This window comes from Amycolatopsis sp. (assembly GCF_035546795.1).
Lineage (GTDB): Bacteria > Actinomycetota > Actinomycetes > Mycobacteriales > Pseudonocardiaceae > Amycolatopsis_E.
Genome location: NZ_DASZWC010000022.1, coordinates 1 through 16430 on the forward strand (window position 1 = coordinate 1; position 16430 = coordinate 16430).

The following is a 16430-nucleotide window of genomic DNA, read 5'->3' on the forward strand; positions in this document are numbered from 1 at the left end:
TTCGGACGCGGCAAGCCGCGGCTGTGTCGCTACGTCGGTCGGCATGGTGTCGGATGATTCGCTCGCGAGCTCGCTCATGCGCGGCCCGTCCAGCGCAGCGCGGCCCCGCCCCAGGTCATCCCGCCGCCGAACGCCACCAGCACCACGATGTCGTCCCGGCTGATCCGTCCACTTCGGACGGCGTCGTCCAGGGTGACCGGCACCGAGGCGGCGCCGGTGTTGCCGTACCGGGAGACGGTCAGGTGCAGCTGCCCCGGCCGCAGCGCCAGCGTGTCGGCGAGTTCCTGCAGCATCACGCCGTTGGCCTGGTGCGGCACGATCAGGTCGACGCCGGCGGGCTCCAGTCCGGTGGACTTGAGCACGCGGGCGATCACGTCGGGCAGCACGCGGGCGGCGAGATCACGCACCTCCCGCCCGCGCATGGCGAAGTAATGTTCGCCCGCCGCAAGGGTTTCCGCGCTCGCCGGCCGCCGGCTGCCGCCACCGGGGATGCGGACGAGGTGGTCCAGGGTCCCGTCGGAGCCGAGCGTGGTGGCCATGATCCCGTGCCCGTCGGTCTTGCTGAGCACGACCGCGCCGGCACCGTCGCCGAACAGCACGGCCGTCCGGCGGTCGGTGTAGTCCAGCACGCTGGAGTAGGTGTCCGCGCCGATGACGAGCGCGTTGCGGGCCTCGGGATCGGCCGTCAGCACCCCGTGCGCGGTCACCAGCGCGTACAGGAAACCCGAGCAGACGGCGTCCACGTCGAACGCCGCCGCCCTGGTGGCCCCGATCTTGCGCTGCACCGTGCACGCGGTCGCGGGCATCGGCTGGTCCGGGGTCGAGGTGGCGACGATCAGCAGATCGATCTCGTCGGCCTCCAGCCCGGCGCCTTCCAGCGCCCGCCGGGCCGCGTGCGCGGCCATGTCGGAGGTCGCTTCGCCGGGCGCCGCCACCCGGCGTTCGGCGATCCTGGTCTTGTCGAGGATCCACTGTTCTCCGACACCGAGCCGGGTCCCCAGTTCGGCGCTGGTCAGCACCGACTCCGGGAGATAGGAACCGGTCCCGAGAATGGCTGTGGTCATGGTCGGACCTTTCCGTCGAAGACCGGCAGCCGTCGTTCGCGGAACGCGGCGAGACCCTCGCCGACATCCGCCGAACCCACGTGCCGGACGAACAGTTCACGTTCCTGTAGCAGTGCTTCGGCCTTGGCGCCGGCGAGCATGCGTTTGGTCACCGCCAACGCCTGCCCGCTGCGCCCGGCGAGCCGCGTGACCACTTCGTCCGCGACGAGTTCGACGTCCTGCGGGGCGACGGCCATCGTCACCAGCCCCCAGTGCTCGGCTTCTTCGCCGGAGAGCAGTTCGCCGGAGAGCAACAGGTAATTCGCCCGCGCCTTGGGCAGCCGCGCCAGCCGCACCGACCCGCCCGCCGCCGGGGCGAGGCCGAGTTCGGCGTGCCGGTCACCGATCCGCGCGGTGGTCGCGGCGACGACGACGTCGCACGCGAGCAGGAGTTCGCAGCCGCCCGCGACCGCGAAGCCTTCGACGACGGCGACGGTGCCGAACGGGGCGGCCTCGATGCGGTCGAGCACCTCGCCGAGCGCGGCCATGAACTTCTCGACCCGCGCCGGATCGCTCCGCATCCGTTCCAGGCAGCCGAGATCCGCGCCGGCGCAGAACGTGCCGCCCGCGCCGCGGATGGTGAGCACCCTCGCCCCGGTCTCCTCGGCGAGATCCACCGCGGCGGCAAGTCCTTCGATCACACCGCCGTCGATCGCGTTCCGCGCCGCCGGCCGGTCGATCGTCGCGCCGACCACGTTTTCCGTTGCCCGGAGCAGAACTTCCCCGGCTCGTTTTCCGTTCATCCGCCGCCCCTTCGTCCATTCCAGGCTCGCCGGGAACTGGCCCCGTGGACAATCCCGGAAACGAAGCGCTTCATCCCGCGGCGGTCAGCGCCGCAAGGTTTCCGACGGCTTTTCCCCGAAACGCCGCTGATAGCGCGTCGCGAAATGACCTTGGTGCGCGAATCCCCATTCCAGCGCGATTTCCGTCACAGTCCGGCCGTCCGCGGTCTCGGTCTTGAGCTGCTCGTGCACCCGCTGCAGCCGGATTTCGCGCAGGTACTCCATCGGGCGCATGTCCAGGTGTTTCCGGAAACCGAGTTGCAGCGCGCGTTCGGTGACCCCGGCCGCGCGGGCGAGGCTGGCCGTCGTGTGCCCGGCCTTGGGGTGGCTCTCGATCCAGTCCAGCGCGATGCCCACCGCCTTCGAGGGCGCGGCCCGCGCTTCGCCGCGCAGGATGTGGCTGTAGTTGCTGGGCTGCGCCGTCAGCAGCGCGCTCATCAGCACCTGCTCGAAAGCCTCGGCCATCGCCGCGTTTTCGATCAGCGATCCGGGCCGGTCCAGCTGGTGCACGATGGCGTGCAGGGCGAGCAGCCAGCCGTGCCCGTACCCGGAGCCGACGTCCATCGCCGGCTCGAACCGGAGTTCGCGGTGCAGCGCGGTGCCGATCATCCCGGCGAGCCGGGCCCGCAGCGCCGTCCGCTCGATGCGGACCATCAGCTGCACACAGTCCGCCGACCAGCGCACGCTACCGGGCACGTCCGGCGAAAGCACCGTGGCGAGCCCGGGTTCCGAGCGCACCGACAGCTCGCCGGCGCGGACCTGGGCCCGGCCGGAAACCGGTACCTGGACAAGGAAGAACGACCGCAACTGTCCGAAGTCGACAGTGACGTCGCCGCCGTAGCCGAGCTGGGTGACCGAGACGTCACGCATCCGCCGCGACCGCACGCGGACGTCGAGCCGCGTCGTGTGCCGGACCCGGTGCGGCCCCAGCACACGGCCGACGACCGCGCGCGCGTGTTCGGCTTCTCCGCCGTGGAAGAGTTCGTACGCCTCGAGAGCCACGCGACCCCCAACCGGTGCTGGACTGGCTGATCAGAGGTCGCCCATGACCCTCGCACGAAAACGGCGATTGACGATCCGAGCGTAGCAACGAATGTTTGCCGGCGTTATCGTCCGGAGGGAGGTAACCGCATTCCGACTCGCGACGGAATGCCGGGAGATCGATTTCCGGACGTCATTCCGGGCGTCACGAAACCGCCGCGCCGTTCGGCGGCGCGGTCTTGCCCGGCGGGGCGCCCTCCGGGTAGGGAGTCAGCCGGGTCGTGCTGGTGGCCCGTTCCTCGATGCGGGGGAGCGCACCCATCTTCTCCTCACACGAGGAACTTCTCCGCAGCATCGTGCAGCCGATGCTCGACGAAGAAGAAGCCTTCCTGGCCGGGCAGGAGGCGCGGGCCGAGATCGATCCGCGTGCCCTGCCGGCCCCGAACTTCGCATCGCGGCCTGACTCAAGAACTCCGGTAGCGCGGGCTGGTGGCATGCCATTCGAAACCACCGCCCATCCACGCGCGCAACCCGCGCAGGAACCGTTGGAGCTCGGGCGAGGCGACGGATTGCAGGCTACGGTGGGCGTCCTGGAAGTCGTGCACCAGCTGGTTGTGCAGTTCGACGGTGATCTCGGTGGCTTCCTCGATCGAGCACTTACGGTCGGCGGCGACCTGCAGCACCATGTTGGCCGGCGTGTTCTCGTCGGCCAGGTCCTTCGCGACCGAATGCAGGTCGTTCACGAGCACCGACGCCGTCCCGGCCTGAATGGCGGCCTGGCGTACGCGTGGCTCGTAGAACAGGTTGGCCGCCAGCTCGTAACCGCCGAGCACGTCGATGAGGGTCATCGAGGTGTAGAAGCTGTCGTGCTGACGGGCCGCGAGGTATTCCCACGCGGGCGGGGATTCGTCGTTGTGCTGCCAGGCCGCGTAGGCGGTCCAGGACACGAACATCGAGAACGTCGAGTAGTTCACGCGCTGGACCTGGGCGGGACTGCCGTAGCGCCGCAGATGCTCGACGCCCGAGCGCAGCGCGACGAGGACCCGGTCGCCGCGCAGCGTCTCGTCGAGTTCGCGGCTGAACTCGCCCGCGGGCGGCACCGGGTCCATCGCCGCCATCGCCAGCGTCAGCCGCTGCGGCAGCTGCTCCGGGACGGCGCCGAGTGCGGTGTCGTCGGAGTAGAGGTCGTCGGCGGCCCACCACGCCGCGTTGAGCTTCGCCGAGGTCAGCAGCCGGTCGGGGTCCTCGCAGTCCGGGTGCGCGAGCATGACCAGCCGCCCGAACCCGGCCTTGCCCAGCTGCTCGGACTCCTGGTCGTCGAAACCGCACTCGCCCGCCCACACGATCAGCCGCCGGTCGACGTCCTCGGCGAGCGGTTCGTTGATCCGTTCCGTGACCGGGCAGTACAACGGCGGCGCGGTGCCGTCGCCCCACGGCCGCTGCGCGTAGGCCGGATCGGGATCGTCCACTTCGGACTGGGCGAGCCTGGCGCCGAGCCGTGCCGCGGAGGTGCCGAGCCCGGTCGGGCCCGCCAGCAGAGCCAGCGCAGTTTGTGGGTCCGTCATCGCTTCACTCCAGGCGGTACAGGTCAGACGCGGTCGGCGGCGATGAGCAGGTAGTGGAAGCTGCCCTCGCGGTAGGCGTCGAGGAAGGGACCTTCGATGCCGGTGGCCACCGGGGACTTGGCGCGCAGCTCCCAGTACGGGATGGTCTGGGCGGTCAGGTCGAGGACCGAGATGGGCACCAGGCTGTTCGCCGTCATCGCCTTGAAGTAGGCGCTGCGCGGGTGGATGTTGCAGGTGTAGTGCTGGTCGATCTGGGCGACCGCCTTGGACCGCCCGCCGGTCACGTCGTTGTAGCAGCCGGTGATGGTGGCGTAGCGGCCGCCGAACTCCAGCTGCCGGGAGTGCTCGGCGAACAGGTCGAACAGGTCCACGTACATCGTGCTCTCGTTGTTCCAGATGCCCCGGAACGCCGCGGTTTCGAAGCCGGTGCCGAGCATGTTGCGGAAGTGGTAGCGCACCTTTCCGGCGACCCCGCGCGAAGCCGCCTCGCCATTGGCGAAGTCGACCTGCTTCTGCGAGATCGACACCCCGTCGACCCGGCAGCCGAACCGCTGGTTGGCCATGATGCTGGTGCCACCCCGGCCGCAGCCCGCGTCCAGCAGCCGGTCGCCAGGGGAGACGTCACCGAGATGGTCGAGCAGTACCTCGGCCTGCGCGGTCTCCAGCCGGTGCATTTCCGCGATGATCCGCTCGTCCCTGGTGGCCTTCGGCCCTTCCAGCACCGACTGGTCGACCTCGCCGATCCCGTAGTGGTGGTGGAAGAGCCCGTCCACCTCGCCGAGGCGCAGGTTCACCGGGTCTTCTTCCTTGTTCCAGTACGACGCCACGGACTTCTGGTATTCGGTGCGCAGAACCTCGGCGGGGGCGGGACGGGCGATCGTCACGGGTGTGTTCCTTTCCTGGTGCGTTTTCGGAGAATGCGAAAACAACGCGAATTCGATGTTCGTTCCGGCGCCGTCGGCACAAACATATCAACTGGGAATGGGCGCACAAGGACTCTTTCGAGTCATCGGCGGTGTCACTCGGATGCCGCAATTCCAGCCGCGCGTTCCGGAGTGACCCCTTGTCAGGCCGGGCAACCCGATCGGAGCAGCGATCTTGCCTGTCGCGGCAATGCGGAGCCGGCCTGAGGGATGGGGCGGGTACGCTCCGCTGCGCCGACCGGGCGAAATGGGACCGCGTCCGGCCGCTCTTCCGCAAATGGTATTGCGCCCGAATTACCGGCTGTTGACCTCGGCCGCGCCGCACAACGGGGCAGTAAAGCGCCCTCCGGAGTGACCCCGAATTGCTCCGGTCCGGGCAACCGGGCGCGGGCCGGGTGTGTCCCAGGTGTTTTTCGCAGTGGTCAGCGGCTCACGGCGCCGGCCACCAAATTGATGGTGGTGGCGAGGATGCCGGTGCCGAACACATAGGACAGCAGCGTGTGCCGGAGCACCACGGCGCGGATCTTCGAGCTCGAGACGCCGGTGTCGGAGACCTGGTAGGTCATGCCGAGGTTGTAGCTGAAGTACAGGAAGTCCCGGTAGCTCGGCGGTTCGTCGGAGTTGAAGTCGATCCCGCCGGCGTCGTCGAGGTAGTAGATGTGCGCGTACCGCGCGGCGTACACCAGGTGCAGCGCGGCCCAGGCCATCGAGACGCCGGCCAGCGCGACCGCCGCCGCGGCCTCGGATTCGCCGAGCAGGAGCAGCACCACGATGCCGATCAGCCCGCACAGCGCGACCGAAACCACGGCGATTTCCTCGGTGACGGGCCGGAAATCCTCGCGGCGCCCGTTCTTCCTCGTGCCGGCCGCGTCCATCGGCCACAGCGTCGCCCACCCCGTCACCACGAAAAACGTTTCGCTGGCGCCGATGCCGGCGAGGATGCCGAGCGGCACGTCGGTGCACAGGCCGGTGAGCACGCCGACCACGGCGCCGGCCAGCGTCGCCACGGAAAGCCGCGTGACCGCGGACGAGGTCAACCACTTCTTCATCGACGCACACAGTAACCGGCCCCGCCGCGCCCGGCGCGGCCGCGCTGATTCCGCTGGTGGCGTAACCGATTCCCGGCGCACGGCCGCGGACCTACGGTGGCCCCATGTACCCACCGATCAGGGGCACGGCCGCGGGCGTGCCCTTCACCGCCCTGCCACCACCCGGCGACGGTCCGGCACCGCTGATCGTCACCTGGCACATGCTGGACGCGCCCAGATCGGACGCCGCGTTCGCCGCCGCGCTGCCGATGGACGGCCTGCCCGCGTGGCGGGTGCATCTCGGGATGCCGATGTGCGGGGCGCGCATGGTCGACGGGCGCATGGACGCGGCCGAGCGGTTGATGCGCAAGGACGTCCTGATGTCCTATCTGTACCCGTTCGTCCAGCAGGCGGCGGACGAGTTCCCCGCCGCGCTGGCGTCGGTCCGGGCGCAACTGCCGGTCGGCGACGGCCCGATCGGCGTACTCGGCGGGTCGCTCGGCGGGGCCGTCGCGCTGCGGATCCTGGCCGACACCACGATTCCGGTCTTCGCCGGCGCCATCGTCAACGCCGCGATCCGGATGCGGTCGGTCGTCGGCCTGTTCCCCGGCGACTACCCGTATGACGCCGAATCCGGGAAAGCCGTCGACAGCCTGGACTTCCTGGCCAAGGCAGGCGCGATCGCCGGGCGCGCGCCGTTGCTGGTCGTCAGTGGCGAGCTGGATCACGCGTCCTTGCGTGCCGACGCGCTCGAGCTCGCCGATGCTTTGGGAGAGCGGGCCGGGCTCCTGTCCATCCCCGGCCTGGCACACCCCCTCGCCGACGAGCCCGGCCTCGATCCCGCGCCACAGCTGCCACTGGCCCGGGAGGTGGACGCCGGGCTCACCACGTGGTTCGGACGACACCTCGCGGGCTAGCGTTTACGTCGCCGCTGAAGGGATTCCGGGCGAATCCAGCCGAGGCCCGCGCGCTGGAGCCGCACCACCAGCTCGTCCGTGCTGTCGTCTCGGCGCAACTGGTCCAGGTACGGCCGGGCGCGTTCGTCCCAGTCGGCGGGTTCGCGGACGGTCAGTTCCCAGTCGAGTTCCCAGACCCGCAGGAAACCGTCTGTGCCAACGGAAACCGCGCGGCTCCCGTCTTCGGCGACGCGCACCGCCGCCACCCCGGTGATCCCTTCCAGCGTCTGCACGCACCGCCCCCCGGCCAGGTCCCAGATCCGCACGGTGTCGTCCATGCCGGCGGAGAAGGCGAACCGGCCGTCGGCGGTGAGGTCGAGGCCGATCACGGGGTGGGTATGGCCGGTCAGGACGTGCCGGCATTTCCCGGTGGCGACGTCCCAGTACCGCACGGTCGCGTCCCAGCCACCGGTCAGGATCGACCTGCCGTCGGCGCTCACCCGTGCGACGTCGACGCGGCCGTCGTGGCCGTCCAGCTTGCGTTTTCGCCTGTGGCGCCAGTAGATCACCCCGGAGTACTGCAGCGCCGCCACGACCACCCGGCCGTCCAGGCTCATCGCGACCCCGTTGACCTGTTCGTATTCCGGGCGCGGCAGTCCCTCGGCGAAGTGGGCGATGCGTACCGGACCGCGGAAGGTCCGCAGCTGGCGGCGCCGCTCCAGATCCCACAGGCGCAGCACGCCGTCGCCTCTTTCGAGCACTGCCCTGCGGCCGGCCCGGTCGATGGCGATCGACATGTGGCTGGAGACGGGTTCGCCGAGATCATCGAGACACTGGCCGCCGGGGAGATCCCAGAGCTGGACCCTCCGCTGGTCGTCGGCCATCAGCGCGCGGGCCCCGTCGGCGCTCACGTCGACCGAGTCGGCGGCGGCCGGATACACGGATTGGGTGTACCGCTGGACGATTTCGCCGGAATCGAGATCCCAGAGGATCATCCCGGGGTCGGGGGAGCCGGTCAGCGCGTGCCGCCCGTCACCGGTGATGGCCACGGACCGCGACTGCAGTTGGACGACCCGGCCCAGCCACGCCGCGCGGAAGCCGGTGCGTTCCGTGAGCAGGGAAAGCCGGCGCCAGGCGTCGACCACGGTGGAATCGCGTTCGTGGCCGGCCACCGTGCGGGCCTCGGACAGACTCGCCAGCGCCTGGCCGAGCCTGCCTTCGGTGATGGCGGCCGTGCCCGCGACGACCAGTTCGCGCACTCGCTCCGCGAGTTCCTGCACGCGGCCGTGCGGACGCGGGCGGCACAGCCGGAGCGGAGCCTGGTATCCGGTCGGCAGGCCCCAGGACCTGGCGATGTACCGGTTGCTGATCGAATGCGCGCGCCGGCCGCTCGCCTCGATCCGCAACGGTGTCCGGAGGGTTTCGTTCCGGAACAGCAGCCGGGCAGCCTCGTCGCGGAATCCGGTGAACGTGCGCAGGCAACGGCCGTCCGACGCCCGCCACAGCCGGATGTCGCCCCGGTCGTCACCGGTGAGCACCAGGTCGTCATGCAGCGCGAGGGCGCTCACCCCGCGTTCGCCGAGCGAGAACCGGGGCTCGCCGGTGGTCAGGTCCCAGCCGCGCACCCCGTCATCGGCGGCCACCACGGCGAACCGGCCGTCACCGCTGAGCTCGACCGTGCGCACCCGGTCCGGGCCCTCGATCGTCTGTCCACAGAGGCCGGTGCGCAGATCCCAGATCCGGAGACCGCGGCCGTCCCCGCCGGCGGAGGCGAGCAGCGAGTGATCCGCGGAGAAAGCAAGGGAGCTGACGCTGTAGCGCGGCGCGGGCAGTCGTGCCCGGCTCCGGCCGGAACCGGTGTCCCACACCAGGATCCCGCCGTCGTCGAGGGCGGCGGCCAGCGCTTGTCCGTCCGGGCTGAACCGCAGTGCCCGGAGATACTCGGCGTACGTGGGCAGGGTTCGCACGCGCTGCCCGCTTGCCACGTCCCACAGCACGACGGAGCCGCTTTGCCCGGAGGCGACCCAGCGGCCGTCCGGGCTGACGTCGACCTGCCCCGGGTTTCCTTCCAGGACAAGGGTTTTCATCGCCTCCGGCGCCGTGGTGAACACATGCAGCAGATACTCGTCGGGCGGGCGTTCGTACCCGAACAGATAGGTCCGGACGGTTTCCGGGACCTGATGGCGCACCACCCGGGCGCCCGCCGCGACACGGCCGTCCGCACTGATGCCGGCCGCCGCCATGCGCCCGTCCAAGCGGGTCTCGGGAACCAGCGCGCCCTCGGGGTCCAGATGCCGTTCTTCCTCTCCCGTAGCGACGTCACCGGCTTCGGCCAGGCGCAACAACGCCGCCGCTTCGGGATCGTCGGCAGCGGTGGCCGCTTCGCGCAGCAACGGCAGGGCGGCGTCGAGATCGCCCCGTTCCAGATGCATCTGGCCGAGCAAGTACGCACCCTCCCAGCGATCCGGCGCCCCGGCGCGCGCAACGGCGAGGGTCGTGACGGCCCATTCGTCGCTGACGTCCGCACGGCGCCAGCGAAGGGTCATCGAGTTGAACGTCGCCTCGACGTGGTTCGGGTCGATCGCCAGCGCCTCCGCGAACAGGGAGTCGGCCTGCGCGGTGTCGCCGAGGTCGAGCTGGGACAGCGCGCGGTTGTTGAGTTCGTCGGCCCGCAGCGTCGCTTCGGTCGGCATCGTGCGGGGATACGCACCGACTTCCCGTTCGTGGATCTCGCGGAGCTCGTCGGCGATCTCGGCCATGCTGCCCGGGCGCCGCGACGGATCGTGCCGTAAACACCTGCCCAGCAACCCGGCGAGCTGATCCGGCACCACGCCCCGCAATCCGGCGAGCGCGGCGGGTGCCTGTGGGCCGTGGTCCCAGGTGACCTTGCCGGTGAACGTTTCGAGGATCGTGACCGCGTGACTCCACACGTCGGTGCGGCGGCCGAGCGGGCGGCCGGACACCTGCTCCGGGGACGCGTACGCCGGCGTGAACCCGCCCGCCGTGACCACCACGCTGGCGTCGCCGGCGCCTCCGGCCGCCAGGATCGCGCGCGACCTCGACAACCCGAAGTCGGTGATCTTCGCCGTGCCGTCCGCGCCGAGGAGGACGTTGGCCGGTTTGACGTCCTGGTGCACGACCCCGCGCTGATGCGCGTGCTCGAGCCCCCACGCCATCTGGATCGCCAGGTCCAGCCGGGGACCGAGCGAGTGCCCGGAGAACTCGCCGCCGTCGAGCAGATCGCGGAGGCTGCCGCCCGTGGCGTACTCCGCGAAGATCCGCGGCACCCCGTCGATCGTGCGCACGTAGAAACAGCTGCACAGGTGCGGATGCAGGCCGAGGGAGATCCAGGTCTGCGCCTCCGCGACGAACTGCTCGCGCCCGGCCGGATGCCGGAACAGCACCGATCGCGGGCTTTTGACCGCCAGATCGACGTCCCAGCCCAGGTGCCGCACCCGGTACACCACGCCCATGCCGCCCTGCGAATGCACCGCGCTCACCCGGTACAGCCCTTCGACCTCGTCGCCGATCCGCCAGGCCGCCCCCATTGCCACCCTGCCCTCGCCTACGATCACGTGGTGTCGTTCCGGTATTACTTGTACATCAGCGACAGCAAGCTCGACATGCTGCTTCCGCAGATCGATCCGGGTTTCGACGGCAAACGCCGCTCGGAGCTCGGCCTCAAACTGCCGGTGCTGTCCTTCAAGGAGACCGCGGACCACGCGGTGCACGATCGCACGGCCCGGCTGGAGCGCGTGGTGCGTCATCTGCACGACCACGGTGACCTCGGGTCCGTCGAGGAGCCGGGACAGTTCTTCTGGGGGATGCTCCCGATGCAGTGGGGCCGTTTCCCGGACGCGGAGTCCCTCGTCTTCGCCGGCGGCCGGTCCGGCGACACCGTCGTGGGCCTGGGCGGGTCCGGGCGGCACCTCCTCGACACCCCGCCCGGCGCGGAGCAGCCGCGCCAGGCGTGGTCGAACCTGCCGCCGATGCTGGAAGGACTCGCCTCCGATCTGGAGGACGAGATCGTCGTCGACGCGGCGGCCGGCAACCCCCTCGACCTCGCGGACGCGACGGCGGCGGCCACCGTAAGCCGCGCCGTGGACCGGCTGACGGGCCCGGCGCAGAACCTCGAATTCGTCGCGAAACGTTTGCTGCATGGCGATTTCCGGGATGAGCGCGTGCTGCTCGGCTCGCCCGTCTACATCGCGCTCGTCGACTAGGTAGGCGGCGGAACCGCTTGCTGTGGGCAAGCAACCGGCACCGCCCGCAAACCACTTCCCCAACAGTCCCCAGGGCGCTCAGCCGGCGCGAATGCCGCGCCAGACGAGGTCGGCCAGTTCGGTGGCCTGGCGTTGCCAGTCGCTGTCCGGGTCGAGGTAAAGCAGGCCCAGCAGGCTGCGCATCACCGTCTCGGCGTCCACCCCGGGGCGCACCAGGCCCGCTTCGGTGTTGGCGCGCAGCAGCGCGTCCATCGCGTCGCGGATGGACTGCACCGCGCCGGCCGGCAGCGTCCCTCGCTGTGCCGTTGCCGCGGCAAGTGCTTTCGCCAGGCCGCTTTTGGTCATCATGTAGGGCGCCAGATGAGCGGTCGCCCAGGCCTGGAAGGCACCGGCCGGGCCGTGCCGCTCCAGCAGTTCCGGCACGACGTCGACGAGGTGCCGCACTTCGCGCTCGTAGACGGCCAGGATGAGGTCCGCCGGGGTGGGGAAGTGCCGGTACACGGTGCCGACGCCGACCCCGGCCCGTTTCGCGATCGCATTGAAGGACACCTCGGCCGACGCGGCGAGGTGCTCCGCCGCCACGGCGAGGATGCGTTCGTGGTTGCGCCGGGTGTCGGCACGCCGTGAGCTGACCGAACCCGTCGTCATCGTCCCTCCTCGCCGTTGCGGCTTGCCGCGCTGAACCACCTGGAGTCGCTCCGGGGGTAGCGTTCGTTGCGAAGCGGATTGTAATCCGATATCTTTCGATTTCGAGCGGATTAATATCCGCTTCGGTCTCCCGTCACACCCATGCTGTCAGGGAAGAGATCAGTGGACATCTCACTCGAAGTGAACGGCGCCACCGAAAACCTGAGCGTCGAACCCGGGGTCACGCTGCTGGACGCGTTGCGCGAGCGGCTCGGGATCACCGGGCCCAAGAAGGGCTGCGACCGCGGCCAGTGCGGCGCGTGCACGGTGCACGTCGGCGGCAAGCCCGTGCTGTCGTGCCTCACGCTCGCCGCCACCGTGACCAAACCGGTCACCACCGTGGAAGGATTGTCTACAAAGGATGGTCTGCACCCGGTGCAGCAGGCCTTCGCCGACCAGGACGCCCTGCAGTGCGGGTTCTGCACGCCGGGGCAGATCATGTCGGCGGTGGCCGCGGTCGAGCAGGACGTCGAGGACATCCGCGAGTTCATGTCCGGCAACATCTGCCGCTGCTCGGCGTACCCGAACATCGTCAAGGCCGTGAAACAGGCAGCAGTGCGGGCTTCCGGAAGAACAAGGAGCGCCGATGCGTCCGTTTGAGCTGACCGCACCGGCGACCGTCGGCGACGCGCTGGGCTCGGCCGGTACCTTCCTGGCCGGCGGCACGACACTGGTGGACCTCATGAAGCTCAACGTGCTGACGCCGCGGCACGTACTCGACATCAACGGCCTGCCGCTGCACGGGATCGACACCGCCGACGGGCTGCGGATCGGCGCGCTGGAGCGGATGGCCGACATCGCCGCGCATCCCGGCGTGTACCCGGCGATCTCGCGCGCCCTGCTGCTCAGCGCTTCCCAGCAGCTGCGCACGATGGCCAGCATCGGCGGCAACCTGATGCAGCGCACGCGCTGCACGTACTTCCGTGACGTGACAACGCCGTGCAACCGGCGCGATCCGGGCAGCGGCTGTCCCGCGATCTCGGGCGCGAACCGGATGCACGCGGTACTCGGCACGAGCGATTCGTGCGTCGCCACGCACCCGAGCGACGTGGCCGTCGCCCTCGTCGCGCTCGGCGCCGAGATCCGGCTCGCCGGGCCCGACGGTGAACGCACCGTCAAGCTGACCGATTTCTACCGCACTCCCGGCGGCACCCCCGAGGCCGAGCACGATCTGCGCCTCGGCGAACTGATCACGGAGGTCGTCGTGCCGCGCCTGGACTGGGCCGGGCGCTCGACGTATGTGAAGGTGCGCGACCGTCAGTCGTACGAGTTCGCGCTCTGCTCGGCCGCGGTCGCCGTCGACGTGCGCGACGGGCTCGTCGCCGACGCCCGCGTGGCGGTCGGCGGCGTGGCCACCGTGCCCTGGCGGCTGCCGGCCGTCGAGGCGGCGCTGCGCGGCAAGCCCGCGACGGAGGAGTCCTTCGCCGAGGCGGCGTCGATCGCCGTCGAAGGCGCGAAACCGTTGGCGGAGAACGGTTTCAAGCTGTCCCTGCTACCGCGGACGGTCGTCCGCGCCCTGCTCGAAGTCACCGAGGAGAGCCGCTGATGCCCGCACGGCTGGACGCGCCGCTGAAGGTCACCGGCAGCGCGAAATACGGGGTGGACAACAACTTCCCGGACATGGTCTACGGCTATGTCGTGGTCAGCACCATCGCGCACGGTGAGATCGAGAGCATGGACGTCACCGCGGCGAAAAGCGCGCCGGGCGTGCTCGGGGTGTACTCGCCGTTCGACCCGCTGGCGCTGGGCACGGTGACCACGCCGATGTTCGGCGAGTCGTGGCTTCCCTTGCGTGACAAGGAAGTCACCTATGTCGGCCAGCCCATCGGGTTCGTCGTGGCGGAGACCTTCGAGCAGGCGCGGGACGCCGCCATGCTGATCGAGGTCGGCTACCGCCGGCTCCCCGCGGTGACGTCGCTGGCCGATGGCCTGGCCACGGCCGAGGCCGCGGCGCCCGCGCACATGGACACGCCGGCGGAGATCACGGTGCTCGCCGACGGCGTCGAGTCCATCGACGACGCGTTCGCGGCCAGTCGCGTGGTCGTCGACGCGACCTACAGCACGGCGTCGCAGAACCACACCCCGATGGAGCCGCATTCGGCCGTCGCGGTGTGGGAGTCCGGGGAACTGACTGTCTACAGTGGAAACCAGGGCTCGAACCTGCAAGCCTTGGAACTGGCCATGGCGATGGAGGTGGACCCGGCGGCGGTGCACGCGGTGAACCCGTTCGTCGGCGGTGCGTTCGGCGGCAAGGGCCGGACTTCGGCACCCGCTTTCCTGGCGGCCGCCGCGTCGCGCGCGCTGGGCAGGCCGGTGAAGGCGTCGCTGACCCGGGAGCAGGTGTTCACGGCGACGGCGGGCCGGGCGGCGACGGTGCAGCGGATCTCGCTGGGCGCGGAACGGGACGGCACGCTCGTTGCGCTGCGGCACGATTCGTGGTGCAGCACGGACATCGGGCGCTCGTTCATCGAGCCGACTTCGCACGGCACCTCCCGCGAGTGGTATGCCACGCCGAACCTGGCGATCAGTCAGAAGATCGTGCCGCTGAACCTCCCGCCGACGACGTTCATGCGGGCGCCGGGGGAGGCGCCGGGTTCGTTCGCGCTGGAGAGCGCGATGGACGAACTGGCCGAAGCGCTGGGTATGGACCCGATCGAGCTGCGGCGGCGCAACAACTCGCTCGCACCGCCGGGCAAGGACCTGCAATGGTCGAGCAAGCACCTGGACGAGTGTTTCCGCATCGGCGCGGACCGTTTCGGGTGGGCCGGGCGCGCGCCGAAGGGACGCACCGACGGCGACTGGCTCGTCGGCACCGGTATGGCCGTGGCGATGTTCCCCGCGCTGCGGTTCCCCGCGTCGGTGGGGATCACCCTGAACGCGGACGACACCGCCGATGTCCAGACCAGTGGCGCGGACCCCGGGACGGGGCTGCTGACCGTGCTTTCCTTGGTGGGGGCCGAATCGCTGGACATCGCCCCCGAGCGGATCACGCCACGCCTCGGCGACTCGGCGCTGCCGCCGGGCGGCATGTCCGGGGGTTCGACCGCGACGGCCAGCACGGGCACGGCGATCCTCGCCGGTGCGGCGCAGGTGATCGACGAACTACTCGCCGTGGCTTCGGCCCCCGGTGCCCCGTTCGCCGGCGAGGAAGTCACGTACGCGGACGGCCGCGTGCACGGCGACGGCCGGACGATGACCTTCGGCGAGGTGCTGCGCGCGGTGGGCAGGCCGAGCCTCACGGCCGTCGGGTCGTCGGCTCCCGGCGAGGAGTTGACGAAGCACTCGTTCAGCTCGTTCGGCGCGCAGTTCGTCGAGGTCCGGGTGCACCGCCTGACGCGGGAGGCGCGGGTGTCGCGGATGCTCGGCGTCTTCGACGGCGGCCGGGTGATCAACGACCAGGCCGCGCGCGGCCAGCTCACGGGCGGCATGATCTGGGGCGTGTCGGCCGCACTGCATGAGGGCTTCGAGGTAGAGCCCAGCGGCCGCCTCGCGAACGCCGATCTCGCGGGTTACCTGCTCCCGGTCAACGCCGATATCCCGGACATCGACGTGCATTTCGTCGAGTACCCGGACACGCTGCACAACGCCATCGGCGCCCGGGGCCTCGGCGAAATCGGCACGGTAGGCGTGGCAGCCGCGATCGCGAACGCGATCCACAACGCCACCGGCATCCGCGTCCGCCACATCCCGATCAGGATCGAGGACCTGCTGGACTGACGGCTGGGTGCTCGGATCCGCCCGGCGTACCGGAAGGCAGAGCGTTCCCGGACGATCGCTGGGGACTGACCAGGCTGCGGTGGGCGATCGGCGCCGGTCCCTGAGCGGACCGCGGCCCACCTGCCGCGCGTCGCTGTGGGACGGCGAAAGCAGTTGAACGCCGCGAACTCCTCGCGGCAAGTTGCGAGTCGGACCGAATCATCCCTGGTGCTGCTCTGGCCACGCGGATCGGCTCTGGAAATATCGTGCGGCCTCCGGTGCGTCGGTGAGCTCGAGGATGTTCCCGAGTTTCCCCGCCAGGGGTCTCGCGGATTTCCGGTGGCGTGCTGAAGAAGAACCCTTGACGACGTTCGGCGAACATTTTGTGCAGGCCGTTCTCGAGCGCCACCGCATCGTCCGAGAAGTGCGGCAGGTGTGTGCCGAAGGGGAATGGGACTGAGCGTTGCCGAGTTCCCGGCTTCTGATCTCCTCCCTCTCCCGCAACGACAAACGCCGCGCGCCCGGCAGGGGCATACCAGCGGGATA

13 protein-coding genes are annotated in these 16430 nt (G+C 70.2%); 5 read left to right on the forward strand and 8 right to left on the reverse strand.

Annotated elements, in window-relative coordinates; translation table 11 throughout:
• Window positions 1-74: 74 nt before the first annotated feature.
• The 6 genes from VHD82_RS14830 to VHD82_RS14855 all read right to left on the reverse strand — a co-directional run bounded on the left by VHD82_RS14830 (window position 75) and on the right by VHD82_RS14855 (window position 6403).
• Window positions 75-1064: a beta-ketoacyl-ACP synthase III gene (locus VHD82_RS14830; protein WP_325702909.1), complete on the reverse strand. Its 990-nt coding sequence runs from the start codon at window positions 1062-1064 to the stop codon at window positions 75-77.
• Window positions 1061-1846 (reverse strand): enoyl-CoA hydratase/isomerase family protein, encoded by a 786-nt coding sequence (locus VHD82_RS14835; RefSeq protein ID WP_325702912.1) that lies wholly within the window; start codon window positions 1844-1846, stop codon window positions 1061-1063. Before VHD82_RS14835 ends, VHD82_RS14830 begins: the two co-directional genes overlap by 4 nt.
• A gap of 84 nt (window positions 1847-1930) precedes the next feature.
• Complete coding sequence (locus VHD82_RS14840; RefSeq protein WP_325702915.1) at window positions 1931-2887, reverse strand: AraC family transcriptional regulator; 957 nt, start codon at window positions 2885-2887, stop codon at window positions 1931-1933.
• A gap of 443 nt (window positions 2888-3330) precedes the next feature.
• Entirely contained in the window at window positions 3331-4431 is a 1101-nt protein-coding gene (locus VHD82_RS14845; protein ID WP_325702918.1) for a family 2 encapsulin nanocompartment cargo protein terpene cyclase, read from the reverse strand.
• A 23-nt stretch (window positions 4432-4454) separates the two neighbouring features.
• A complete protein-coding gene (locus VHD82_RS14850; protein WP_325702921.1) occupies window positions 4455-5315 on the reverse strand; it encodes a geranyl diphosphate 2-C-methyltransferase in 861 nt (286 codons plus the stop codon).
• Window positions 5316-5776: 461 nt separating this feature from the next.
• Window positions 5777-6403: a DUF1345 domain-containing protein gene (locus VHD82_RS14855; protein ID WP_325702924.1), complete on the reverse strand. Its 627-nt coding sequence runs from the start codon at window positions 6401-6403 to the stop codon at window positions 5777-5779.
• A gap of 104 nt (window positions 6404-6507) precedes the next feature.
• On the opposite strand from VHD82_RS14855, the gene VHD82_RS14860 reads away from it, so the two are divergent.
• Window positions 6508-7299 carry an alpha/beta hydrolase gene (locus tag VHD82_RS14860; protein ID WP_325702927.1) on the forward strand — a complete coding sequence of 264 codons (792 nt, stop codon included), beginning with the start codon at window positions 6508-6510 and terminating at the stop codon, window positions 7297-7299.
• Here the strand turns inward: VHD82_RS14860 and VHD82_RS14865 are convergent.
• On the reverse strand, window positions 7296-10853 hold the full coding sequence (locus VHD82_RS14865) for a protein kinase domain-containing protein (protein ID WP_325702930.1): 3558 nt from the start codon (window positions 10851-10853) through the stop codon (window positions 7296-7298). The two genes, VHD82_RS14860 and VHD82_RS14865, sit on opposite strands and share 4 nt — an antisense overlap.
• Before the next feature lie 3 nt (window positions 10854-10856).
• Here VHD82_RS14865 and VHD82_RS14870 point away from each other — a divergent pair, with 3 nt between their 5' ends.
• Window positions 10857-11501 (forward strand): DUF7019 family protein, encoded by a 645-nt coding sequence (locus VHD82_RS14870; RefSeq protein WP_325702933.1) that lies wholly within the window; start codon window positions 10857-10859, stop codon window positions 11499-11501.
• Between the two features lie 78 nt (window positions 11502-11579).
• On the opposite strand, the gene VHD82_RS14875 is transcribed toward VHD82_RS14870, so the two are convergent.
• Window positions 11580-12149: a TetR/AcrR family transcriptional regulator gene (locus VHD82_RS14875; RefSeq protein WP_325702936.1), complete on the reverse strand. Its 570-nt coding sequence runs from the start codon at window positions 12147-12149 to the stop codon at window positions 11580-11582.
• A gap of 162 nt (window positions 12150-12311) precedes the next feature.
• Here VHD82_RS14875 and VHD82_RS14880 point away from each other — a divergent pair, with 162 nt between their 5' ends.
• Genes VHD82_RS14880 through VHD82_RS14890 form a run of 3 tightly spaced genes read left to right on the forward strand, consistent with a single transcriptional unit; the run spans window position 12312 to window position 15905 of the window.
• Window positions 12312-12788, forward strand: coding sequence for a (2Fe-2S)-binding protein (locus VHD82_RS14880; protein WP_325702939.1), 477 nt, complete (start codon window positions 12312-12314; stop codon window positions 12786-12788).
• The gene (locus tag VHD82_RS14885) at window positions 12775-13734 is read left to right on the forward strand and encodes a xanthine dehydrogenase family protein subunit M (protein ID WP_325702942.1); all 960 of its coding nucleotides are present in this window, start codon (window positions 12775-12777) and stop codon (window positions 13732-13734) included. Before VHD82_RS14880 ends, VHD82_RS14885 begins: the two co-directional genes overlap by 14 nt.
• Window positions 13734-15905, forward strand: coding sequence for a xanthine dehydrogenase family protein molybdopterin-binding subunit (locus VHD82_RS14890; RefSeq protein WP_325702945.1), 2172 nt, complete (start codon window positions 13734-13736; stop codon window positions 15903-15905). Before VHD82_RS14885 ends, VHD82_RS14890 begins: the two co-directional genes overlap by 1 nt.
• Window positions 15906-16430 lie beyond the last annotated feature (525 nt).